Genomic DNA, 21,749 nt, shown 5'->3' with positions numbered 1-21,749 from the left:
GCACGGCCGCGCGCTTGTGCCAAACTGTTGTTTCTTCAGATCACCCGACGACCTGCTGTCATGGATGTGTTACCCACCAGCCTTGCCTTAATTGCCACGCTGCTTTATCTCAGCGCCAGTGCCTATGTTGCACGCGCTATTGCTCGCCAACAAAGCCCTGAGCGCGGACCGCTAATTGGCCTGCTCAGCACAGCGTTACTGCTGCATGGCATCGTCATGCACGAAGTACTGATTCAACCGGGCGGGCTGTTTTTTGGCCTCGCCACCATCGCCGTACTTCATGGCTGGTTGCTCGCCCTGCTGGCTTTACTCGTGAATGTCTACCGGCCAGTGCAAGGTATTTTTCTTATTGCTATGCCGTTAGCCGCCATCGAGTTGGGTCTAGGAGTCCTAGGCCATGAACCGAATGCGCATAGCACGGCATTCACTGCCATGATGCAGGGGCATATTTTGCTCTCGTTGCTGGCCTATAGCGTGCTCAGCATTGCCGCGCTTCAGGCGCTTTTGGTGTTCGCTCAAGACCGGGCACTGCGGCGTCATCGTCGCGGCATTTTGATGGCCTTGCCGTCCTTACAGACCATGGAAAACATGCTGTTTGAGCTTATCGGTATTGGCATGGTGCTGTTAACACTTGCCATCGGCACCGGATTTTTTGAGTTAAACAATCTCTTTGCCCAGCATGTAGCTCACAAAACTGTCCTGTCGCTGATGGCGTGGGCTGTCTTTGCGGGCTTACTGGCTGGCCGTTTTTGGCGAGGCTGGCGCGGCCGCACCGCCGTGAAGTTTACGTTAGCGGGCTTTGCTCTCTTATTAATTGGCTTTGTGGGTTCGCAAGCGGTTATCGAACTCTTGTTAAACCCCAGTGCCCCTTAAATAGGGCCCCTTAATCATGTCCATGTTGATCGTTTTATTAACGGCGCTCGCCCTGCTGCTTTGGCTACTTAAGCGCAATCCACGCTGGCTCTCGCATTTAGCCTCGCGCATTGCAGGTCGCCTGAATCGTCGCCCTGCGATTCGTCTCTGGGTCGTTCGACTCATCGGCCAGCTGCTGCTGCCCGACTTGCACCGGCGCTTATTACTGGGCTTATTAGAGTTGGATCGCTGCACCGTCAACGACATCATGATTCCACGCCAAGCCGTATCCGGCATTGATTTAGACGACGACCTCGACACCATTCTGCAGACCCTTCGCACCACCCAGCACACCCGTCTGCCAGTGTATCGTGGCGACTTAAACCACACGGCGGGCATACTGCACGTGCGCAATGCAACGCGCTTTCTTGGTCGCAGCGGGTTTAATAAGGCGGATATTTTGCAGTACTGCCGCGCGCCCTATTTTCTGCCCGAACGCACGCCATTACCCGCACAGTTGCTGGAGTTTCAGAAACTGAAGCGGCGCTTGGGCTTAGTGGTGGATGAGTACGGGGATGTACAAGGCATCATCACCCTAGAGTCGATTCTGGAAGAGCTGGTGGGCGAGTTCACCACGCGTGCGGCCGACAAACACCCCGACATCACCCCGCAGAAAGATGGCAGTTGCCTCATCGACGGCACGGCCAGCCTGCGCACGATCAATCGCACGCTGGGCTGGAACTTACCGACGGAGGGTCCACGCACCCTGAACGGTCTTTTGCTTGAACAGCTAGAGACCATTCCAGAAGCGCCCGTTGGCTTACGAATCAGCGACTACCAGCTCGAGGTGTTGCAGCTACGCGGGCATCTGATTAAGTCTGCCCGCGTGTTGAAATTTAGACCGTGACGTGAATCTGGGCGATCACTTGGCGTGCTGCAGCACGGGCGGCTTCAATGTCCGCCCCTTTCGCCAGCGCCACACCCAAGCGGCGCTGACCGGCGACTTCAGGCTTACCAAACAACTTCAGATCGGTATCGGGCGCCGACAAGGCCTGCGCCAAATTGCCAAAGGTCATCTCACGCGAATGCCCTTCCACTAGCAATACGCAAGATGCCGTTGCGCCCTGCTGACGAATGACCGGAATCGGCAAATCTAAAATCGCGCGAGCATGCAGGGCAAATTCAGACAGATTTTGCGACATCAGCGTGACCAGTCCGGTGTCATGCGGACGCGGCGACACTTCGCTAAACCAGACCTGATCACCCTTCACAAACAACTCCACGCCAAACAAGCCATGCCCGCCCAAAGCCGCTGTCACTTTTGCTGCCATGTCTTGCGCAGCCGCCAAGGCTTGCGCAGACATGGGTTGGGGCTGCCAGGATTCGCGGTAATCACCGGCGACTTGCAAATGCCCAATAGGGTCGCAGAACGACGTCGTGGTACCGCCCTGACCATCACTGTGGCGCACCGTCAGCAAGGTAATTTCATAGTCGAAATCAATAAAGCCTTCCACGATGACGCGGCCAGCTCCGGCACGCCCACCCTCCTGAGCATAATCCCAGGCATATTGAATGTCGGCGGCTGTGCGCACCACGCTCTGGCCTTTGCCCGAAGACGACATGATGGGCTTGACCACACAGGGCATGCCCACCTGTGCAATACCGGCACTAAACGCGTCAAAGTTATCGGCAAAAATAAATGGTGACGTGGCCAAGCCTAGCGTTTCTGCCGCTAAGCGACGAATGCCTTCGCGATTCATGGTGAGCTGTGCTGCACGCGCTGTTGGAATCACTCGCCAGCCTTCGGACTCTAATTTGACCAGCTCATCGGTGGCGATGGCTTCAATTTCAGGCACGATCAACGCGGGCTTTTCCAGCTCAATCACACGTCGTAATGCGGCGCCATCGAGCATGGAGATCACATGACTGCGATCCGCCACCTGCATGCCCGGCGCATTCGCATAGCGGTCCACTGCAATCACCTCACAGCCCAATCGCTTCAACTCCAAAATGACTTCGCGACCCAACTCTCCTGAGCCCAGTAACATAACGCGCGTAGCTGTGGCGGAAAACGGGGTACCCAACGGGGTGCCCAAAAGGGGAAGCGTCATGATGGCTGCTCCGGTTGCAGAGAATGAGGCGCAGCCTGTTGGCGGCGTTGCAGTTGTATGCGAGTGAGGATTTTGCGTTGCTGCGTGCGACTCAACAAGCCCCAACTGCGAATCTCGGCTATGCTGCGCGCACAACCGAGGCAAATATCGTCGGCATTTAATTTACACAAGCCAATGCAAGGCGATAGTGACGGTTGCGGAGACATGAATGCGCTCTAGGTGTAAACAAAAACGTACCCTAGCAAGTGTTGAAAATAACACCAGTAGACGAAGCTCGTTCAGCCAACCGTTATTCCTGAACGCTTAACTCGCGCTGAAAGCGCTTGGCGTTTTCCACATAATGCTGCGCACTGAGCAATAACATTTGACGTTGGGCTTCATCCAACTGACGCACAACTTTCCCAGGGGAGCCCACCACCAGCGAGTAATCCGGAATTTCTTTACCTTCTGGAATTAACGCCTGCGCACCAATAATGCAGCCTTTGCCGATTTTAGCTCCGTTTAAAATCACGGCTTGGATGCCAATTAATGAGCCCTCGCCCACCTTGCAACCATGCAGCATCGCCTGATGCCCAATAGTGACATTGGCGCCGATGGTCAGCGGAAAACCGTAGTCGGTATGCAGCACTGCGCCGTCCTGCACATTGCTATTTTCACCGAGGGTGATGAGGTCACAATCCCCCCGTACAACGGCGTTGAACCAAACACTGGCATTTTCTTCCAGCACCACCGAGCCCACGACCGTCGCATTATCCGCGATCCAATGTGCGCCTTTAGCCTCTACCCGCCGATCACCCAACTGATACTTCATATACGCATCCTCACCCATAAAACCGATTACTTTTGTGGCACCAATACCCCGGGCAGGATCGGTGGCCAAGGGTAGTCAATGGCATGGTCAAATCCCTGACGCATAAACTCGACCAGCATATAGGCCGTCAGACCCCAGATGATGTAACCGTCATAGCGGAAGCACGGCACCACCAAATCGATACCTCGAAAATTGATGCGATGGTCTCGCGCCGGCTTTTGCTCAAAGAAAAACCGCAGCGGCACACGAAATAGACTTTCAACTTCGTCGGGATTGCCAATCAACGCGGGCTCATCGCGCACCCAGCCCACTACCGGCAACACTTTGATGCCACTTTTCGCACGAGCCGGCTTGAGCGCACCCAGAATTTCTACGCAAGCCCGCGGCAAGGCGACCTCTTCCTCACTTTCGCGCAGTGCCGTATCGGTCAGCGAAGCATCACTGGCATCGCGCTTGCCGCCGGGAAAAGCGACTTCGCCAGCATGCGAGGTCATGTGCGTCGGCCGCCGCGTGAGCAGTACTTCAGGCTCGCCGCTACCGGTAAAAATGGCAATAAGCACCGCCGCGTCGGCACCATCTAAGGGTACCGCTTGATCGGCGAGGTTTTGTCTTAGTGTCGTGATCTGTGAATGCTGAGTCATCCTGCGATGATACACAGAGCGCCATGTATACTGCACGGCATCAGTTGGGAGCCTGCGTATGAATTTTTGCAGTCACTGTGGTCACGCCGTTGAGCATCGTATTCCGGATGGCGACAGCCGCGAGCGAGCGATTTGTCCGAGTTGCCACACCGTGCACTATCAAAATCCAAAGATTATTGCCGGTTGCCTACCGATTTGGGGCGATCAGGTTTTGCTTTGCCGCCGAGCCATTGAGCCGCGCTACGGCTATTGGACGCTGCCCGCTGGCTTCATGGAGAACGGTGAGACGGTCGCCGAAGGCGGAGCTCGTGAGACGTTTGAGGAAGCCGAGGCCAATGTCACCGACCTGCAGCTCTACACCATCTTCAATATTCCTTACATCAGTCAGGTCTATATGTTGCATCGCGGCCTGTTGGTGGGCGGCCAGTACGGTGTCGGCAGCGAGTCACTGGAGTGCCGCCTGTTTAATGAAAGCGAAATTCCTTGGGATGACCTCGCCTTCCCATCGGTGAAAAAGACGCTGCAGCATTATTTTCGCGATCGCTTAACGGGTGCATTTCCGATTCATGTCGAAGACCTTCGCCCACGCAGCTGACCCAGCGGTCAAAATGACTGAACGTTTAGTCACGAGAGTCAACGCGACGCCCTAATTTCTGTGCATGATGCCTACCGACCTCGGACTTCTCAGTCCGTCTGTATCGTTAGGAGTCATCATGAAAATAGGAAAATTGCAGGGTGTAGGTATTGCGGCTCTCAGCCGTTTTGCTCAGTCCGACTTGGCTGATCAACTCAAACTTCGTAAACCCGTAGAAAAAATCCTCTATCGAGGCAGCAAGGCCGGCTTCCAATTAGCCGGAGCCGCAGCCCGCGCCTTTGGGCCTGCAAAATCCACTTCCGGAAAGCAACGTCTCCCTGGCACAACAAGCAGTGGATTGTTTGACCTTAGCTTGAGTGACGAACAACTCATGATGCGGGAAACGCTGCAGCGCTTTGCCAGCGAAGCACTGCGTCCCGCGGCTCACGATGCCGATCACCATGTCGCTTTTCCGGCTGAGCTCAGAGCGCAGGCTATGGAGCTCGGCTTAGCTTATTACGCCGTTCCAGAAGCACTGGGGGGCATCGCTAGCGAGTCCGCCATCGTGACGCAAATGTTGGCCGCCGAAGACCTCGGCCACGGCGACTTCAGCTTAGCCAGTGCCTTACTCGCTCCGATTGGTGTTGCCAATGCGCTCACCCGTTGGGGTACTGCGGCACAACAAGCCCAATACCTCCCTGCTTTTGCGGGTGAGCAACCGCCTGTGGCTGCCATTGCGGTCAACGAAGCCGTCGTTCTGTTCAATCCTCAGCAGCTCGCCACCAAGGCAGAGCGCGTAGCCAATGGCTATGTGCTGAACGGCGAAAAGTCTTTAGTCATTGCAGGTGCTTCTGCAGAGTTGCTGCTGATTGCGGCAGAACTGAACGGTAAGCCGAAAGTATTTATTGTGACCGGTGGCACACCCGGCTTGAGCTTTAATGAAGATCAGGCTATGGGCCTGAAAGCTGCTGAAACGGTCAAGTTACGTCTCGACCATGTGGAAGTCGATGACTCTGCATTGCTCGGCGACGGTGACTTCGATTACCAAGAGTTTTTGGATTTGGGCTACTTAGCCTGGTGCGCGATTGCGACCGGTACAGCGCAGGCCGTTCTCGATTACGTCGTGCCTTATGTCAATGAGCGCGAAGCGTTTGGTGAACCCATCTCACATCGTCAGGGTGTCGCTTTCATCGTGGCCGACATGGCTATTGAAGTGGATGCTATGCGCATCATGACCTGGCGCGCGGCGGCGCTCGCCGAAGCCGGAAAACCCTTCCATCGTGAAGCCTACTTGGCTCGTTTGCTCTGTGCCGAAAAAGCTATGCAAATCGGTACCAATGGCGTGCAGTTACTCGGCGGTCATGGTTTCACCAAAGAACATCCGGTAGAGCGTTGGTACCGCGACCTGCGTGCTGTTGCTATTCAGCACGGCGGCTTGCACCTGTAACCAGCCCTGATCACGCATTGGAGTCATTAGAATGAATCTCGAAAATCCAAAGAAATTCGCCATGCTCGTTGAGCAGGCAAAACAGGTCGCCGACAATTTTTATCGTCCGATCTCACGCAAATATGACAAGGCAGAGCATGCCTATCCAAAAGAATTAGACATGCTGGCATCACTATTGGATGGCATGAACGAAGGCTCGTCGGAAGCAACAGGCGCAACCAGTGCCAGTAAACGCCCTAGCAGCGATGGTGATACCGGTGTGCGTAATAGCGGCAATTTATCGGCCGCGCTGGGCGCAATGGAACTGTGTCGCGGCGATGTCGGTTTGCTGCTGTCGATTCCACGCCAAGGCTTAGGCAATGCGGCGATTGGCGCCGTTGCCAACGACGAGCAATTAGCCCGATTTAAAGGCAAATGGGCAGCCATGGCCATCACTGAGCCCAGCTGCGGCTCTGACTCTGCTGCCATCCGTACGACGGCGGTGAAAGATGGCGATGACTACATTCTTAACGGTGAAAAAATCTATGTCACCGCCGGCGCCCGTGCTGAATGTGTCGTGGTGTGGGCGACTCTGGATAAGTCGCTTGGTAAAGCGGCCATCAAATCGTTTGTGGTGGAGCACGGCACACCAGGCATGGAAATCACACGCTTGGAGCACAAGCTAGGCATTAAAGCCTCCGATACCGCCGCCATTCTCTTCACTAACTGTCGCGTACCCGCCGCCAACCTGCTGGGTTCGCCAGAGATCGATTTGAAGAAAGGTTTCGCTGGTGTCATGGAGACCTTCGACAACACGCGCCCCCTCGTTGCAGCCATGGCGGTGGGTGTTGCCGCAGCCTCCATCGAACGTTTGAAAGAATTACTGGCCGGTCATATTGATGCCAATTACGGCACCCTACCGCTCAATGCCTCCCATGCAGAGGCCACGCTGTATCGTTTGGAAGCGGAATGGGAAGCGGCTCGCTTGCTTACCTTGAAAGCCGCGTGGATGGCCGACAACAAGCGACCGAACTCAAAAGAGGCTTCCATCTGCAAAGCTAAAGCAGGCCGTGTTGCCAACGAAGTCACGCTGAAATGCGTAGAACTGGCGGCCTCTTTAGGCTATGGCGAAGATGAGTTGCTGGAGAAGTGGTCGCGCGATTCCAAGATTCTCGACATCTTCGAAGGCACGCAACAAATTCAGCAGCTCATTATTGCTCGTCGCGTGTTGGGCAAAAGCTCCGCTGAGTTGAAGTAAGCCCTTCGGTCCTGCTAGCAACGCGGTGATAAGTTGCTACGCAGGGCCAGCTCACTGGCCGGAGCAGGTGCGGGACGCGTTACACGGTCATGCTCTCGCGCTGCTTCAGGCTTACAAAGCTGATCGGTCAATAAGGCAAATCGGGTCTGAAAGGCGGCTAGCGTCCATTGCCCAAAAATGGTGTGGCCGCCTTCGTAGGCCTGCTCCTGGTACTCCTCGTTCGTGGTGACATAGCCCATGTAGTCATTGCAATAGGTGCAAATCAGCACCTGCTCAATGCCACGCGGCGCTAGTCGCTTCATCACCGTGTCCAGTAAGCGACGCCCTGCCGTCGTGGTAAATTCACCAGGACAGCAAACCAAGGCCAACTGGCCCAGAATGATGATTTGCAGCGGCAATACGGTCGGCACTAAGGCACTCTCGTTGACTGCGCCGATCAGCGCTTGGCGCTTAAGTTCAGCCACCAACGGATCCACTGCATCAGGCAAACTCAACTGCGTGAGTGGCAGTCCCAGCGCCTGCTTACGACCCGACTCCATGAGAATATCTTTAGGGCCCTGCACGGCATACAGGTGTTGGTAGTACTGACGCTCAGACGGCGACAGTCGTGACAGAGGACTCATCCGCCAGCGGCGCAGCATGCGAGCACCGACACGCATGACGGCGGCCAGCGGCGGCGCGACACCTAAGCCATCAACAGGCGTGCCGGCAAAAAACGAGACGCCATGGCAGGGATCGCTAGTCCATGCTTGCGTCTCCCCATTGGCCATGGCCGGATCTGCATGCACCGATGAAAAATCGACATAGGTCAGTACGCTATCAATCGCACCGATAATCTGCTGTTGATCGGGAGCCGCCACTATCGACAACGCCAACTGACTTTGATGACGCCCATTCTCGGCGGCATAAACATACTCTGCGCGACCCGTCAGCTGCTGGCGTCGCTTCAATGCTTGCGGGCCGTGATAGTGCGGTGACACATCTCCCGCCGTGCCCTGAGCAAAAATCGCCACCGCACCGCTCGCTCCGGACGCCATCAGCTGCTGCTCCGCTTGGGCTGCGGCATAGCCTTTGTTGTCACCATCATGACGATCCAGCGAATTGCTGAGACACGTGGCATGCACACCAAACAGCGAAAGCAAGGATTGCACCTGCCCTGCACGGCTAAGCCGCAGCACCTGCATTTGCCGCTCTAGCGCCTTATGGTTTTCGCCTTCGCGATAGCGCGGCACGTCAGGGTTACGATTCCACGCGTTTAGCGAGCGATTCCAAGCGACTGGCACCGCCTCATCAAAGCGCGCTGAGGCCAGACTCAGTTCGGTCGGCGCGGCACTCTGCCAAGCCTCAACCACCGAATCCACCGTGGCCACAATCACCGCTTCTAGGTGTTCAGGCACAAAACCGGGCGTGACTAAGTTGTAGAGCACATCATGGCTGCATCCGCCCGGGCCGGAATGCGTGTGGGTGCAGGTCAAAACAAAACCTGCTTCGTTAAACTGTTCACCGAGGCGCTGCTGTAGGCGTTCGACGGCACCGGCGCGCATCGCCTGAGTCACATAGCCCAGATCCAGGCAACAGAAAATCGCAGCCTGGCCCTCGGCATCTTTTAGGACTAACGATCGCGCATACAGAGGAGTCTCTTGCCCGTGAGCACGATGGCCCGGCTGACCAAAACCGTGCATCGCATAGCCGCGCGGACTGATGCCGATTTCCTGCCTACCCCAGCCTGCCTGATACATTTCCGCCCCTTGTACTTGTTATTGTTAGCTAACGGTGGGCAGACTGTGCCATTGATTGCCTCCAGACGTAAGATGCTATGACCTCGGCCGCCGCAGATTATCCCGCCAAGTACCTCGAGCGCGTGCGCGCTGGGCAGTGGTTTCTCAGTCTGACGCCCGCACTGCAAGATCTTTTGCTGGCAAACCTCACTCTGCGTCAGCTCACCGTCGGCCAGCGCTTATTCGCACGAGGCGATGCCGCTGATGGTCTCTATTGCGTAGCAGACGGGTCTATCAAACTCACCGGCAGTACGCGCGATGGCAAAGAAGCCATTCTGGCCATCATTGAGGCGCCCAGTTGGTTTGGTGAAATTGCCGCCTTCGATGAGCTGACCCGTACGCACGATGCATGGGCCGACGAGCCGACTACGCTGCTGCACATCCCAGCGGCAACGCTGAACACCCTGCTGGCTCAGCATCCTCTGCTCTGGCATGCGCTCGGCCTGCTATTGAGCCACAAAATTCGCCTCGCCTTTTTGGCGCTAGAGGAGCTATCGCTACAGCCACCTGCGAGCCGTCTGGCTCGACGATTACTCATGATGGCGCGGGGCTATGGCGAGCTGGAGGGCATTAGCAAGCGTGAGATCCGTGTGCCACAGGAGCAGCTCGGGCAAATGTTGGCGCTATCACGACAGACCGTGAATCAGCTACTGCGCCAGCTTGAAAGTAATGGCGTGGTGCGTCTGGGCCGGGGTGGCATCGAAATTCTTGATCTGGCGCAGCTGCAAAACTTTGCGAATCTCTAATGTGCGTTTGTGTCGGCTAACCGACAGTCAATACACACATCATCCTCAATACTGCTGAGACACCCTCAGCCTTAGAGACGGCCATGAAGACCTTAGTGCAACATCTCGCGCAATACGCCAGCTACCATCGCAATCCGCGCAACGTCATCAGCCACATCATTGGCATCCCCATTATTGTGATTTCCGTCGCGGCCCTACTCGCCAAACTCTCGCTAACGGTCAACGGCGTCACACTATCCGCTGCCATGGTCTTAGCCGCCGCCAGCATCGTGTTCTACCTGCGTTTAGATATCGGACTGGGCTTGATCATGGCAGCGTTGATGACAGGCAGCGTAGTCATCGGCACGCATATTGCGGCACTGCCGACACAAGAATGGCTCTTGATCAGTGTCGGTAGCTTCGTGGTGGGCTGGATTATTCAGTTTATCGGCCATTACTTTGAAGGGCGTAAACCGGCCTTTGTGGATGACATGAGTGGTTTAGCGATAGGCCCGCTGTTTGTCACGGCAGAAGTCTTGTTCCTGCTTGGCCTGCGTCGCGAACTGCGCGACGCCATGCTGCAAGACCAGCAGCCCTAAGCGGACTCAAGTCCTGCCTGCTCTTCCCGCTTGCGCCTGCGGTACTCGATGGGCGTTTCGTTGGTCCAGCGTTTAAAGGCACGGTAAAACGTGCTTGGTTCAGCAAAACCGGTGAGGTAAACGATCTGCTCAATGCTCTCGTCCGTGCGAGCCAACAGGCGGCGGGCGAGACGCGAGCGATAGTCTGCAAGCACATGATTAAAGCTAGTACCCGCCTCTTCCAGCTCGGTACGCAAGCGACGTGCCGGCATGCCGATACGCTGGGCCACCGCCTCCAGTGTTGTGTTACCTGATTCCAAGGTTTCACCAATCGCGCGTTTAACCGCACCGACCAGATCGAGTCGTGCCAGCTCAGCGAGCTTTTCATTTGCCATTTTTTCATGCAGGCGCAGCAGACTAGGCTCTGCATGCCAAACCTGATGCTGCAATACCGACGGATTAAAGTAGACGCGATTTTCACGACAGCCCAAGGTCACGGGGCAACCGTACACACGCAAGTACTCCTCGGGCGGAGCGCCTTCAACATGGGTGAAATGAACCGCCAATGGCTTAAAGTGACCATCGGTTAGCGACCCGAAAAAGCGGATCACACCCATCACTAGGGCTTCAGCAAAATGCCGCATCTCGGTGGCATCGGCAATATCGGCGAGATAGCAATGCTCGCCGTCTAAGACCAGACGCGAGGTTATCGCGTCGCTGAGTAAGCGCTGATAGGCCAAAGCGCGCTGCAAGCCTTCACCAAAGGTCGGGCTGGATGAAATTAAATATTCCAGCACTTGGCCACGATAGACCGGCAGGTTTTCACCTAAGTGCAGCCCGATATGCGGATCACCCGATATTTCCTCTAGAGCTCTCCAGAACCTCGCCTGACCCGCAAACGGCGTGCGCTCCGGCGACTCCACATCCAACCACGCTGGGGAAACACGCGCTTGCAACAGAATGGCATCCACGGGCAAGCCAGCCTTGAGCATGGCTTGATAGGCGAGACGGAGGAGAATGGGCGCATCGGTGCGCTCAGTCATACGAGAAATATCCTTGGTCTGCTGAAAGGTATGACTAGCAGTTGGCTCTTTTTACCGTGAAAGCCGGCATTCGAGCAACCTGAAAGGCAACAATAAAAAGACTTAATCGGTATTGATGAGCGCCATCACATCAAATGCGGGCGTTTCATAGGGGTGCGCCGCTTTTAATGCGGCCACCACCTCGGTAAGCACACTGCGATCCAAGACCATCTCAACTCGGTATTCCGCCACCGACTCTTGCACACCGACAGCGCCCACAAAGGGCTGAGCACCGGCCAAAGCGCGAAACTGGCCTTCTCCCAACACCTGCCAGGAACAACGGTCATAGTCGCCGACCTGCCCGGCCCCGGCGGCAAAGAGGGCATCCTTTACCGCATCGAGGTGGCTGGCCGGCACATAGACCGTGAGCTTGAGCAGGTCAGCCGTCACTGTTCAGACCTCAGCCAACAAACTGGCGGGCGTTGCGGAACATGCGTGCCCACGGGCCGTCTTCCAGCCACTCGTCCGGACGCCAGCTGTGCTGGATGGCGCGGAACACGCGCTCCGGATGCGGCATCATGATGGTGGCGCGGCCATCGGCCGAGGTCACCCCGGCGATGCCGAACGGGGAGCCATTGGGGTTGAGCGGATACTGCTGCGTACGCTGGCCCTGGCCATCGACCCAGCCGAGCGCGACCAGGCCGCTGCCGGCCAGCGCCTGCAGGTTGTCGGCGCTGTCATGGGCGCGGCCTTCACCGTGCGCGACGGCAATCGGCATGTGCGAACCGGCCATGCCGGCAAGGAAGATCGACGGCGATGCCGGCACTTCCACCAGCGCTGTGCGTGCCTCGAACACTTCGCTGCGGTTGCGTACAAAGCGCGGCCACAGATCAGCACCGGGAATCAGCTCTTTCAGCTGCGACAGCATCTGGCAGCCGTTGCAGATGCCCAGCGAGAAGCTGTCCGGCCGCGCAAAGAAGGTGGCGAACTGATCGCGCACGCGCTCGTTGAAGAGCACGGTCTTGGCCCAGCCGCCGCCGGCACCGAGCACGTCGCCGTAGGAGAAACCGCCGCAGGCAACGAGGCCGGCGAAACTGGCGAGATCGACGCGACCGGCAATCAGGTCGCTCATGTGCACATCAATCGCAGTGAAGCCGGCGAGATCGAAGGCAGCCGCCATTTCGACATGACCGTTCACGCCCTGTTCACGCAGGATGGCCACGCGCGGACGCACGCCGCTGGCAATGAACGGCGCAGCGATGTTGTCGTTGAGGTCATAGCTGAGCTTGACGCTCAGGCCTGCATTTTCCGGAGCAGCCGGCTGTGCCAGCGCCGCAAACTCTTCCTGGGCGCAATCGGCGTTGTCGCGCAGCGCCTGAATGCGATAGCTAGTTTCGGCCCATAGCTGCTGGGCTTCGGCGCGAGCCAACGTGAGCAGCTCGGCACCGGCCTTGACGAAGTGCAGCGTGTCATCGCCACTGAGCGTGCCGATGGCATGGACATGGCCAGCCAGCGAGGTGCCGGCAAACGCAGCTTGCACGGCACCGGCATCGGCACTGCGCACCTGCACGACAGCGCCCAGCTCTTCGCTGAACAGTGCGGCCAGCGTGTCCTGACCTAAGCGCGTCAGATCTGCGCGGATGCCGCTGCGACCGGCGAAGGCCATCTCCGCCAGGGTCGCAAACAGGCCGCCGTCGCCACGGTCGTGATAGGCCAGCAGTTTGCCGGCAGCATTGAGTGCCTGGATGCCGTCGAAGAAATCCTGCAGCAGCGCCGGACTGTCTACATCTGCCGGCACCGAGCCGGTCTGGCCATAAACCTGTGCCAGCGCCGAAGCACCGAGACGGTTCTGGCCGCGACCGAGGTCGATCAGCAGCAGCGTGGTCGCGCCCTTGTCGGTGCGCAGCTGCGGCGTCAGCGTGTGGCGGACATTGCTCACCGGCGCGAAACCGGTGACCACCAGCGACATCGGCGAGGTCACGGCCTTCTTCTCAGCGCCATCCTCCCAGACCGTACGCATGGACATGGAGTCCTTGCCGACCGGGATGGTCAGGTTCAGCGCCGGGCAAAGCTCCATGCCGACCGCATGCACGGCATCGAACAGATCTTCATCCTGCTTGCCGGCACCGGCAGCCGCCATCCAGTTCGCCGACAGTTTGATGTCGGAGAGCTTGGCGATGCGCGCCGCCGCGATGTTGGTGATGGTTTCGCCCACGGCGAGACGGGCCGACGCCGCCGCATTGAGGATGGCCACCGGCGTGCGCTCACCCATCGCCATGGCTTCGCCGGTTTCGGTCTTGAAGCCGGTCGCGGTCACGGCGACATCGGCCACCGGCACCTGCCAGGGGCCGACCATCTGCTCACGGGCTACGAGGCCGGTCACCGAACGGTCGCCGATGGTGATGAGGAATTGCTTGGACGCCACCGCCGGCAGACGCAGCACGCGCGTGGCGGCATCGGACAACGAAATGCCCTCGGCATTGAAGGCCGGCTGCACCAGCGCCTGGCGCGCAAAGCTGCGCTGCATCTTCGGCGTCTTGCCGAGCAGCACCTGCATGGGCATGTCCACCGGATTGTTGCCGAACTGCGGGTCGGCCACGGTCAAGTGACGCACCTGGGTCGCTTCACCGAGCACGGCAAACAGCGCCCGCTCACGCTCGCAGATGGACTGGAACAGCGCCAGGCTGCCCGGCTCGATGGCCAGCACATAGCGTTCCTGTGCCTCGTTGCACCAAATCTCGACTGGTGCCATGCCCGACTCCAGGCTGGGGATGGCACGCAGGTTCAGCGTTGCACCCAGCTCGTGATCGTTGACCAGCTCCGGCATCGCGTTCGACAAACCGCCCGCGCCGACATCGTGAATCGCCACGATGGGGTTGTTCGCGCCCATGCTCCAGCAGGTGTCGATGACTTCCTGCGCACGCCGCTCCATCTCCGGGTTATCGCGCTGCACCGAGGCGAAATCGAGATTCTCGGCGCTGGCACCGCTGGCCATGGAGGATGCTGCGCTGCCACCCAGACCGATCAGCAGCGCCGGGCCACCGAGCACGATCAGCAGATCGCCGGGCTTAATCGCATTTTTTTGCACATGATCTTCACGGATATTGCCGTAGCCGCCGGCGATCATGATGGGTTTGTGGTAGCCCGCCACTTCAGCACCACTGACGCCGTTCACGGTCATCTCGAAACTGCGGAAATACCCGCACAGCGCCGGACGGCCGAATTCGTTGTTGAATGCCGCGCCGCCGAGCGGACCATCAATCATGATGTCCAGCGCGGTCACGATGCGGCCGGGCTTGCCGTAGGGCTTTTCCCAGGGCTGCTCAAAACCGGGGATATTTAGGTTTGATACCGTGAAGCCGGTGAGGCCCGCCTTCGGCTTGCCGCCACGACCAGTCGCTCCCTCATCGCGGATCTCGCCGCCGGAACCGGTGGACGCACCCGGAAATGGCGAGATCGCCGTCGGGTGGTTATGTGTTTCCACCTTCATCAGGATGTGCACCGGCTCCTGGCTGAAGCCGTAGGTGGTGTCACCGCCGACGCGGTAGAAGCGCTCGGCATCGTGACCGACGATCACCGCCGCGTTGTCCTTGTAAGCCGACAAGATGTTGTCGCTGTAATTCTCGTAGGTGTTTTTGATCATACCGAACAGCGACTTTGGCGCCGGCTTGCCATCGATGGTCCACGAGGCATTGAAGATCTTGTGGCGGCAGTGCTCGGAGTTGGCCTGCGCAAACATCATCAGCTCGATGTCGTTGGGGTTGCGACCAAGCTGGGTGAAGTTGTCGACCAGATAATCGATTTCGTCCGGGCTGAGCGCGAAGCCCTGCTCACGATTGGCATTGACCAGCGCCTCGCGACCACCACCAAGAATATCGACCGAGGCCAGCGCGCGCGGCGCTTCGTGCGTGAACAGCACGCTAGCCGCTTCGGCGGAGTCGAGCACCACTTCCGTCATGCGATCGTGCAGCTTCGCGGTCAAGGCCTGCCACTCGGCGGCATTCAGCGCTTCAGCGCCGGCCAGCCAGTAGGCCGTGGCGCGCTCGATGCGGCGCACATCGGTCAGCCCGGTATTGCGGGCAATGTCGGTGGCTTTCGATGACCACGGCGAGATCGTGCCCGGACGCGGCACCACCACGGCGAGACGGCCGCTGTCAGCGCCATCCGCCGAGAGCGCGTCGCCATAGGTCAGCAACGCCTGAAGCTGCGCCGGAGCCTCGCTCAAATCAGTCTCCACCAGATGCAGCCAGCGTGCGCTAAGTGCTGTCAACGCAGGGAATTCGGTTTGCAGGTCTTGCAACAGGCGGTTTTGACGAAAAGCAGACAGCGCGGGCGCGCCAGACAAAATCAGCATGAATGGTCTCGCGGAGCATCGGAAGGAATAAAAAGTTGGACATATTGTAGCGAAAAACCAGTCGTTTCGGGCGGCAACTTTGGGCGACAGCGGCGTAATTCATCGTGAAAACATCTGCCATTCAAAACCAATAATTGTTCGACAATCCAGCACTACTCATCTGAGCAAACTAGACAAGCCCCGTCGAGCTGACTAAAGTTCAATCAACTGCACTCTGATGAGTGCGCCAATGCTAGGCCATAGATGACTAACGCCCGCCTCAATAAGCGCCTGCGACCTCATCGGAAACTGATGCAGCAGCTGCAAAGACTGAACTCGCGCCATCTCCGCGTAACGCTCGGCCTATCTTTGGCGGCCGGCAGCATGGCCTTGCAACCCTCGCTCAACGCCCTGCAACACGTTCGCAATTCGGGCGAATTGCATTTAGTTGGCGTCAGCAGCCCCACCACGTTCTATCAGCGCGATGGCAATGTGCACGGCCTACAATTTGAATTGGCCCAACAATTTGCCAATGAGCTCGGCGTAAAACTCATCGTTGATCCCGTCAAAGATGATCAACAAGTCTTAAACTCTGTGCGTCGTAATCACGCGCAGTTAGCGTTAACCGTTCATGCCGCTCACGACCAGCGCTTGAACCGCTTGCGTGTTAGTGCGCCACTCATTGAACTTGAGCAACAATTAATTCAACGCAATGATCGCTTTCAGCCCACCTCTTTAGACGATTTACGCCAGAGCACCATTGCGGTTATTGCGGGCAGCAGCGAAGCGAAACGATTACGCAGTGCTCTTGCCGATGTAGAGGGCGTGCGTCTCGTGGAGTTCAAAGAAGGCGACAGCTTGGATCTGCTCACCCTGCTTGACCAAGGTAAAGTTGATTACGTCGGCATGATCGATCAGGAATTCGATGCTTACCGCCCTTTATTCCCTAATCTTCGTGACGGCTTGTCGTTTGCTAAGAGCGATGCCGTGGCATGGGTATTCTTAAAATCTGCCGATGAAAGCTTGTATCAAGCCGCTCAAAACTTTTTAACGCGTAAACAGTCCGATGGTACGCTAGAGCGTCTCGCCGCCTTTTATGGCACCGGCGATGCCTTTAATCGCTTTGGTGCAAAAAGCTTCCAAAAAGATATTTCCGTCAGGTTACCGCGATATCAGCGTGAGTTTGAAAAGCAAAGCGCACAACACGGCTTGGATTGGCGTTTATTGGCCGCCATTTCCTACCAAGAATCGCACTGGGATCAGAACGCGATTTCACCGACTGGCGTACAAGGCCTGATGATGCTGACGCAAGACACGGCAAAGCTGATGGGCGTTAAAAACCGCACACTACCTAAAGATAGCATCCAAGGTGGCACTGCCTACTTCAAACAAATTTTGTCAAAGCTCCCCGCCAGCGTAAAAGAACCTGACCGCACTTGGATGGCATTGGCAGCCTATAACATGGGCCCTGGCCATATGATTGCAGCGCGAAAACTCACGCGTAAACTGCAAGGCGACCCCAACAGCTGGCTAGACGTTTCCCGAAACTTAGTGACCTTAGAACAACACAATCGTGCAACTGGCAAGCCAGCTCCCGATGTGAAGCAAGCTTTGCACTATGTTCAACAGGTCCGTCGCTATTATGATGCGATCGCACTGAATCATGATGCCGAGCGCGATCAACAGCGTGTGGCTCAACTCGATTACGACATTACCCTGCCGGGCCGACTCACCCAGTGAGCCTCTAGCCCGCAGGCACTTTAAGGAGTCCCTGTGAGCTTAGACGCCCAAATCAATGCCGCCATTTCGCCGGTATCTGATGCCATTTCATCCACCCTGTTCTATCCCATCGAGCTTGTAGGTACACCCTTCCCCTTGATTCTGGGTTGGTTAGTCATCGCCAGTTTTATTTTCACCGGCTATTTTGGCTTTCTTCAGTTACGCGGTTTAGGTCATTCCGTTCGACTCATTCAAGGCAAGTACAGCGCTAAGAACTGCGATGCAGCTGGTGAGGCATCACACTTCCAAGCCCTCTCAATGGCTTTATCTGGCACAGTAGGTCTGGGCAATATTGCGGGCGTTGCCGTTGCCATCAGCATTGGCGGAGCAGGTGCCACTTTTTGGATGATTCTGGCCGGCTTCCTCGGTATGGCGACGAAATTTGTCGAATGCACCCTGGCCGTTAAATACCGCAATGAATACCCCGATGGCAGCATCTCGGGCGGCCCCATGTACTACCTCACCAAAGGTCTTGCCCAACGCGGCATGGGCACATTTGGACGAGCACTGGCCATTCTGTTTGCGCTGTGCTGTATTGGTGGATCCATCGGTGCCGGCAACATGTTCCAAGCCAACCAGTCGTTCCAACAAGTGGTCAATGTCACGGGTGGCAGCGGCAGTTGGTGGGCAGATAAAGGCTGGCTGTTCGGTCTTATTATTGCTGTCGTACTGGGCTGCGTCATCATTGGCGGCGCTCGATCCATCGCGCGTGTTGCCGAAAAAATTGTGCCGTTTATGGTCCTGCTCTACGTCAGTGCCTCGCTGTTCGTTATCGCCAGCAACATCGAACATATTGGCTATGCCGTTCAACAAATTTTGGAGGGTGCATTCACCAGTGCTGGCGTCACGGGTGGGGTGTTGGGCGCACTGATTCAGGGCTTTAAGCGCGCCGCCTTCTCTAACGAAGCGGGCATAGGGTCTGCCGCTATTGCTCACGCGACAGCACGCACTAAGCATCCGATCAGCGAAGGCTATGTAGCCTTGCTGGAGCCTTTTATTGACACCGTAGTGATTTGTACCATGACCGCCCTCGTGATCATTATCACTGGCCGCTTGGATAGCGAACTCACCGGCGTTCAGCTCACCTCCGATGCCTTTGGTAGTGCTGTTTCCTGGTTCCCCCTGGTGCTGGCGGTTTCGGTGGTCTTGTTTGCCTTTTCTACGATGATTTCTTGGTTCTACTACGGCCTTAAAGCACTGACCTACATCACCGGAGAAAGGCCCGGCGTGGAGCTCGCCTTTAAATTATTTTTCTGCTCCTGCGCCGTCATCGGCAGCAGCATGAGCTTAGGCCCCGTCATTGACTTCTCGGATGCCATGATCTTTTTAATGGCCATCCCCAATGTTATTGGACTGTATATTTTGATGCCCGAGGTGAAACGCGACCTGAAAATTTATCAGGCTAAATTGCGCTCAGGCGAAATCGCTCGCACGCGCTGAAGCAGCCTTTGTGTGCTTAATCTTCCGCCGTGGTTTGTCGCATGACGCCTCGGCGTAAGCTCGCTAAACTCTTCCTCTCTTTTAATTGACTAGCTGACTACCCATGACGCTTTCGCCCACCCTGAAGTTCACCCTCGATCTCATCCGCGAGCCTTCTGTTACGCCTTTTGATGCCGACTGCCAAACCCTAATGATTCGCCGTCTGGAAGCGATTGGATTTCGTATTGAACGCTTACGCTTTGGTGACGTGGATAACTTCTGGGCGCGTCGTGGCGATCAAGCGCCGGTTTTTTGCTTTGCCGGCCATACCGATGTCGTGCCAACCGGCCCCATTGAGCAATGGAAAATTCCGCCGTTCGAACCGTGCATTGAAGGTGGCATGCTAACGGGTCGTGGCGCTGCTGATATGAAGGGCTCGTTGGCGGCAATGGTCGTCGCATGCGAGCGCTTTGTTGCAGAGCACCCCGATCATCGGGGCTCTATTGCTTACCTCATCACCAGTGATGAAGAAGGCGTGGCTGTCGATGGCACGGTGCGCGTGATTGAAGCGCTAGAGGCTCGCAAAGAGAAAATTGATTGGTGCTTAGTCGGCGAGCCTTCGAGTACGGCACAGGTTGGCGATGTCATTAAAAATGGTCGCCGTGGCTCACTGGGCGGCATTCTTACCGTGCATGGCCGTCAAGGCCACGTCGCCTATCCTCATTTGGCAGACAACCCAATTCATCGCGCCCTGCCCGCCCTAGCGGAGCTAGCCGCGGAAACTTGGGACCACGGCAACGAGTTTTTCCCGGCCACGAGCTTCCAGATCTCCAATATTAACGCGGGCACAGGCGCTAATAATGTGATTCCAGGTGACCTGGAAGTGGTGTTCAACTTCCGCTTCTCCACGGAGCTGACCGAGACACAATTACGTGAACGTACAGAGTCGGTTTTGCAGCGTCATGGCCTGAATTACACGCTGAACTGGAAGCTCAGTGGCCATCCCTTCTTAACCCCTCGCGGTGATTTAGTGAATGCTGCGGTGGCGGCCATTAACCAGGTAACCGGGCGTGATACCGAACTTTCCACCAGCGGTGGCACATCCGATGGACGCTTCATTGCCCCGACTGGCGCACAGGTTGTTGAGCTCGGCCCAGTAAACAAAACGATTCATCAGATTAACGAATGCGTCAGCGCCAACGACCTCGATACGCTGACCGATATCTATGAGCAACTGCTGAAAAAACTCCTCGCCTAAGCAAGACTGAATGAAGGGAAATGGATTTCCCTTATAGGCAAAGAGCCTTCTGAATATCGCTTTTTGTACACCATTTGTCTAGCACATACACATTATCACTAGCGGAATCCGTGTTCATTTGCTTCCTTTCAGCCGATATAAGCCAAGACGTAAAGGCTGAATTTACGTCATAGATCAAGGATGATGATATGAGCTCACTTAATGCAGCAGGGTCCGCTGCTGCCTTTAACTATTACCTACATGATGTAAATCAGCACCCTCTCCTCAGTGCAGATGAGGAGCATCAACTCACGCTAGCGATGAGACGAGGCGATATCACCGCCCGAGATCGCATTATTGCGAGCAATCTCCGCCTAGTTATTCATATTGCAAAACGCTACCAACGAAGCTACGGTTATAAAAGCTCTTTAAGCTTGGATGACATGGTATCGGAGGGCAATTTAGGTTTAATACACGCCGCCAGTAAATTTGATCCTAGCTTGGGCTTTCGTTTTTCAACCTACGCCACACATTGGATACACGAGACCATTCGGCGCGGCATGATGAATAAATGCCGATTAATTAGATTACCCGTGCATATCGCTAAGCGCCTGAACGTCTACTTATCCGCGCAAAAGCGGCTCAATCAAACACATTATCGAACCGCCACAGCAAGTGATATAGCGAAGCAAACCGGAGACACATCGCAATGTGTCCGAGAGTTGCTCATATGGGACCAAGCCACTTGCTCCTTACAAACACCCAGCGAGGATGGCCAAAGTCAGTGGCAAGACAATCTAATTGACAGTAGCAGCTTGACGCCCGAAGAAACGCTGGAGCGTGAAGACTTAACGTTTCATTTACAGCGCTTTATTGCGCAAATGAAACCCAGGGAGCAATACATTTTGATGGCTCGCTTTGGCATGGGCGGTCGTCGCCAAGAAACCACCTTAGATGTCATCGCAGCCGAGTTAGGCGTGACGCGGGAGCGCATTCGACAGATTCAATTACATCTGCAGCGGCAACTAAAAATCTGGCTAGAAGAAGCTGGTTATGATGCCAGTTGCATCAATGACGTAGGAGAGTCGCACTGACTAGGCTAGAATTGCTGCCCTGCGTGACATGCCTTCGTAGCTCAGTTGGATAGAGCGGCCCCCTCCTAAGGGGCAGGTCGGTGGTTCGATTCCACTCGAGGGCACCAGTGA

At 56.5% G+C, this 21,749-nt stretch carries 19 protein-coding genes and 1 tRNA gene; 12 read left to right on the top strand and 8 right to left on the bottom strand.

All coding sequences use genetic code 11. The annotated features are described in order from the left end of the window. Window positions 1–60 precede the first annotated feature (60 nt). Both AC14IB_RS08325 and AC14IB_RS08320 read left to right on the top strand, forming a co-directional pair. On the top strand, window positions 61–873 hold the full coding sequence (locus AC14IB_RS08325) for a cytochrome C assembly family protein (RefSeq protein ID WP_484231447.1): 813 nt from the start codon (window positions 61–63) through the stop codon (window positions 871–873). Window positions 874–889: 16 nt separating this feature from the next. After that, entirely contained in the window at window positions 890–1,759 is an 870-nt protein-coding gene (locus AC14IB_RS08320) for a transporter associated domain-containing protein (RefSeq protein WP_484231446.1), read from the top strand. Here the strand turns inward: AC14IB_RS08320 and purT are convergent. The 4 genes from purT to AC14IB_RS08300 all read right to left on the bottom strand — a co-directional run bounded on the left by purT (window position 1,749) and on the right by AC14IB_RS08300 (window position 4,415). Beyond that, on the bottom strand, window positions 1,749–2,963 hold the full coding sequence (gene purT, locus AC14IB_RS08315; RefSeq protein ID WP_484231445.1) for a formate-dependent phosphoribosylglycinamide formyltransferase: 1,215 nt from the start codon (window positions 2,961–2,963) through the stop codon (window positions 1,749–1,751). The two genes, AC14IB_RS08320 and purT, sit on opposite strands and share 11 nt — an antisense overlap. After that, window positions 2,960–3,169: a DUF1289 domain-containing protein gene (locus AC14IB_RS08310; RefSeq protein ID WP_484231444.1), complete on the bottom strand. Its 210-nt coding sequence runs from the start codon at window positions 3,167–3,169 to the stop codon at window positions 2,960–2,962. The genes purT and AC14IB_RS08310 overlap by 4 nt, the downstream gene beginning before the upstream one ends. A gap of 83 nt (window positions 3,170–3,252) precedes the next feature. Beyond that, on the bottom strand, window positions 3,253–3,774 hold the full coding sequence (locus tag AC14IB_RS08305) for a gamma carbonic anhydrase family protein (protein WP_484231443.1): 522 nt from the start codon (window positions 3,772–3,774) through the stop codon (window positions 3,253–3,255). 26 nt (window positions 3,775–3,800) lie between these two features. Beyond that, window positions 3,801–4,415, bottom strand: a complete 615-nt coding sequence (locus tag AC14IB_RS08300; RefSeq protein ID WP_068860187.1) for a CoA pyrophosphatase — start codon at window positions 4,413–4,415, stop codon at window positions 3,801–3,803. Window positions 4,416–4,473: 58 nt separating this feature from the next. On the opposite strand from AC14IB_RS08300, the gene AC14IB_RS08295 reads away from it, so the two are divergent. The 3 genes from AC14IB_RS08295 (at window position 4,474) to AC14IB_RS08285 (ending at window position 7,673) form a co-directional block, all read left to right on the top strand. Next, window positions 4,474–5,010, top strand: a complete 537-nt coding sequence (locus AC14IB_RS08295) for an NUDIX hydrolase (protein ID WP_484231442.1) — start codon at window positions 4,474–4,476, stop codon at window positions 5,008–5,010. A 118-nt stretch (window positions 5,011–5,128) separates the two neighbouring features. Continuing rightward, a complete protein-coding gene (locus AC14IB_RS08290; RefSeq protein ID WP_484231441.1) occupies window positions 5,129–6,436 on the top strand; it encodes an acyl-CoA dehydrogenase family protein in 1,308 nt (435 codons plus the stop codon). Between the two features lie 31 nt (window positions 6,437–6,467). Continuing rightward, window positions 6,468–7,673, top strand: coding sequence for an acyl-CoA dehydrogenase family protein (locus tag AC14IB_RS08285; RefSeq protein ID WP_068860193.1), 1,206 nt, complete (start codon window positions 6,468–6,470; stop codon window positions 7,671–7,673). A gap of 14 nt (window positions 7,674–7,687) precedes the next feature. Here the strand turns inward: AC14IB_RS08285 and AC14IB_RS08280 are convergent, their stop codons facing one another. Continuing rightward, window positions 7,688–9,412, bottom strand: coding sequence for a neutral/alkaline non-lysosomal ceramidase N-terminal domain-containing protein (locus AC14IB_RS08280; RefSeq protein ID WP_484231440.1), 1,725 nt, complete (start codon window positions 9,410–9,412; stop codon window positions 7,688–7,690). Window positions 9,413–9,489: 77 nt separating this feature from the next. Between AC14IB_RS08280 and AC14IB_RS08275 the strand changes: the two genes are divergently transcribed. Continuing rightward, window positions 9,490–10,197, top strand: a complete 708-nt coding sequence (locus AC14IB_RS08275; protein ID WP_484231439.1) for a Crp/Fnr family transcriptional regulator — start codon at window positions 9,490–9,492, stop codon at window positions 10,195–10,197. A gap of 83 nt (window positions 10,198–10,280) precedes the next feature. Then, window positions 10,281–10,775 (top strand): Mpo1 family 2-hydroxy fatty acid dioxygenase, encoded by a 495-nt coding sequence (locus AC14IB_RS08270; RefSeq protein WP_484231438.1) that lies wholly within the window; start codon window positions 10,281–10,283, stop codon window positions 10,773–10,775. On the opposite strand, the gene AC14IB_RS08265 is transcribed toward AC14IB_RS08270, so the two are convergent. From AC14IB_RS08265 to purL, 3 genes are all read right to left on the bottom strand, one after another. After that, window positions 10,772–11,797 carry an AraC family transcriptional regulator gene (locus AC14IB_RS08265; RefSeq protein ID WP_484231437.1) on the bottom strand — a complete coding sequence of 342 codons (1,026 nt, stop codon included), beginning with the start codon at window positions 11,795–11,797 and terminating at the stop codon, window positions 10,772–10,774. The genes AC14IB_RS08270 and AC14IB_RS08265 overlap by 4 nt on opposite strands. A gap of 102 nt (window positions 11,798–11,899) precedes the next feature. Next, window positions 11,900–12,214 carry an NGG1p interacting factor NIF3 gene (locus AC14IB_RS08260; RefSeq protein ID WP_484231580.1) on the bottom strand — a complete coding sequence of 105 codons (315 nt, stop codon included), beginning with the start codon at window positions 12,212–12,214 and terminating at the stop codon, window positions 11,900–11,902. A 22-nt stretch (window positions 12,215–12,236) separates the two neighbouring features. Next, window positions 12,237–16,130 (bottom strand): phosphoribosylformylglycinamidine synthase, encoded by a 3,894-nt coding sequence (gene purL, locus AC14IB_RS08255; protein WP_484231436.1) that lies wholly within the window; start codon window positions 16,128–16,130, stop codon window positions 12,237–12,239. Window positions 16,131–16,373: 243 nt separating this feature from the next. Here purL and mltF point away from each other — a divergent pair, with 243 nt between their 5' ends. The 5 genes from mltF (at window position 16,374) to AC14IB_RS08230 (ending at window position 21,745) form a co-directional block, all read left to right on the top strand. Then, complete coding sequence (gene mltF / locus AC14IB_RS08250; RefSeq protein ID WP_484231435.1) at window positions 16,374–17,849, top strand: membrane-bound lytic murein transglycosylase MltF; 1,476 nt, start codon at window positions 16,374–16,376, stop codon at window positions 17,847–17,849. Window positions 17,850–17,882: 33 nt separating this feature from the next. Then, window positions 17,883–19,328 carry an alanine/glycine:cation symporter family protein gene (locus AC14IB_RS08245; RefSeq protein WP_484231434.1) on the top strand — a complete coding sequence of 482 codons (1,446 nt, stop codon included), beginning with the start codon at window positions 17,883–17,885 and terminating at the stop codon, window positions 19,326–19,328. Between the two features lie 103 nt (window positions 19,329–19,431). Beyond that, the gene (gene dapE, locus AC14IB_RS08240) at window positions 19,432–20,565 is read left to right on the top strand and encodes a succinyl-diaminopimelate desuccinylase (RefSeq protein WP_484231433.1); all 1,134 of its coding nucleotides are present in this window, start codon (window positions 19,432–19,434) and stop codon (window positions 20,563–20,565) included. A gap of 188 nt (window positions 20,566–20,753) precedes the next feature. Further along, window positions 20,754–21,638 (top strand): sigma-70 family RNA polymerase sigma factor, encoded by an 885-nt coding sequence (locus AC14IB_RS08235; protein ID WP_484231432.1) that lies wholly within the window; start codon window positions 20,754–20,756, stop codon window positions 21,636–21,638. A 30-nt stretch (window positions 21,639–21,668) separates the two neighbouring features. Continuing rightward, window positions 21,669–21,745: transfer RNA gene (locus AC14IB_RS08230), tRNA-Arg, on the top strand. Window positions 21,746–21,749 lie beyond the last annotated feature (4 nt).

It is taken from the genome of Perlucidibaca sp., assembly GCF_057084925.1.
This window is presented reverse-complemented; position numbering and strand designations above follow the sequence as displayed.

Bases quoted from the DNA above. Each gene is read 5' to 3' on its own strand.
- purL (WP_484231436.1), bottom strand. From the start codon at position 16,130: ATGCTGATTTTGTCTGGCGCGCCCGCGCTGTCTGCTTTTCGTCAAAAC.
- purT (WP_484231445.1), bottom strand. From the start codon at position 2,963: ATGACGCTTCCCCTTTTGGGCACCCCGTTGGGTACCCCGTTTTCCGCC.
- AC14IB_RS08270 (WP_484231438.1), top strand. From the start codon at position 10,281: ATGAAGACCTTAGTGCAACATCTCGCGCAATACGCCAGCTACCATCGC.
- AC14IB_RS08310 (WP_484231444.1), bottom strand. From the start codon at position 3,169: ATGTCTCCGCAACCGTCACTATCGCCTTGCATTGGCTTGTGTAAATTA.
- AC14IB_RS08285 (WP_068860193.1), top strand. From the start codon at position 6,468: ATGAATCTCGAAAATCCAAAGAAATTCGCCATGCTCGTTGAGCAGGCA.
- AC14IB_RS08235 (WP_484231432.1), top strand. From the start codon at position 20,754: ATGAGCTCACTTAATGCAGCAGGGTCCGCTGCTGCCTTTAACTATTAC.
- AC14IB_RS08325 (WP_484231447.1), top strand. From the start codon at position 61: ATGGATGTGTTACCCACCAGCCTTGCCTTAATTGCCACGCTGCTTTAT.
- dapE (WP_484231433.1), top strand. From the start codon at position 19,432: ATGACGCTTTCGCCCACCCTGAAGTTCACCCTCGATCTCATCCGCGAG.
- AC14IB_RS08295 (WP_484231442.1), top strand. From the start codon at position 4,474: ATGAATTTTTGCAGTCACTGTGGTCACGCCGTTGAGCATCGTATTCCG.
- AC14IB_RS08280 (WP_484231440.1), bottom strand. From the start codon at position 9,412: ATGTATCAGGCAGGCTGGGGTAGGCAGGAAATCGGCATCAGTCCGCGC.
- AC14IB_RS08305 (WP_484231443.1), bottom strand. From the start codon at position 3,774: ATGAAGTATCAGTTGGGTGATCGGCGGGTAGAGGCTAAAGGCGCACAT.
- AC14IB_RS08320 (WP_484231446.1), top strand. From the start codon at position 890: ATGTCCATGTTGATCGTTTTATTAACGGCGCTCGCCCTGCTGCTTTGG.
- AC14IB_RS08275 (WP_484231439.1), top strand. From the start codon at position 9,490: ATGACCTCGGCCGCCGCAGATTATCCCGCCAAGTACCTCGAGCGCGTG.
- AC14IB_RS08300 (WP_068860187.1), bottom strand. From the start codon at position 4,415: ATGACTCAGCATTCACAGATCACGACACTAAGACAAAACCTCGCCGAT.
- mltF (WP_484231435.1), top strand. From the start codon at position 16,374: ATGACTAACGCCCGCCTCAATAAGCGCCTGCGACCTCATCGGAAACTG.
- AC14IB_RS08290 (WP_484231441.1), top strand. From the start codon at position 5,129: ATGAAAATAGGAAAATTGCAGGGTGTAGGTATTGCGGCTCTCAGCCGT.
- AC14IB_RS08265 (WP_484231437.1), bottom strand. From the start codon at position 11,797: ATGACTGAGCGCACCGATGCGCCCATTCTCCTCCGTCTCGCCTATCAA.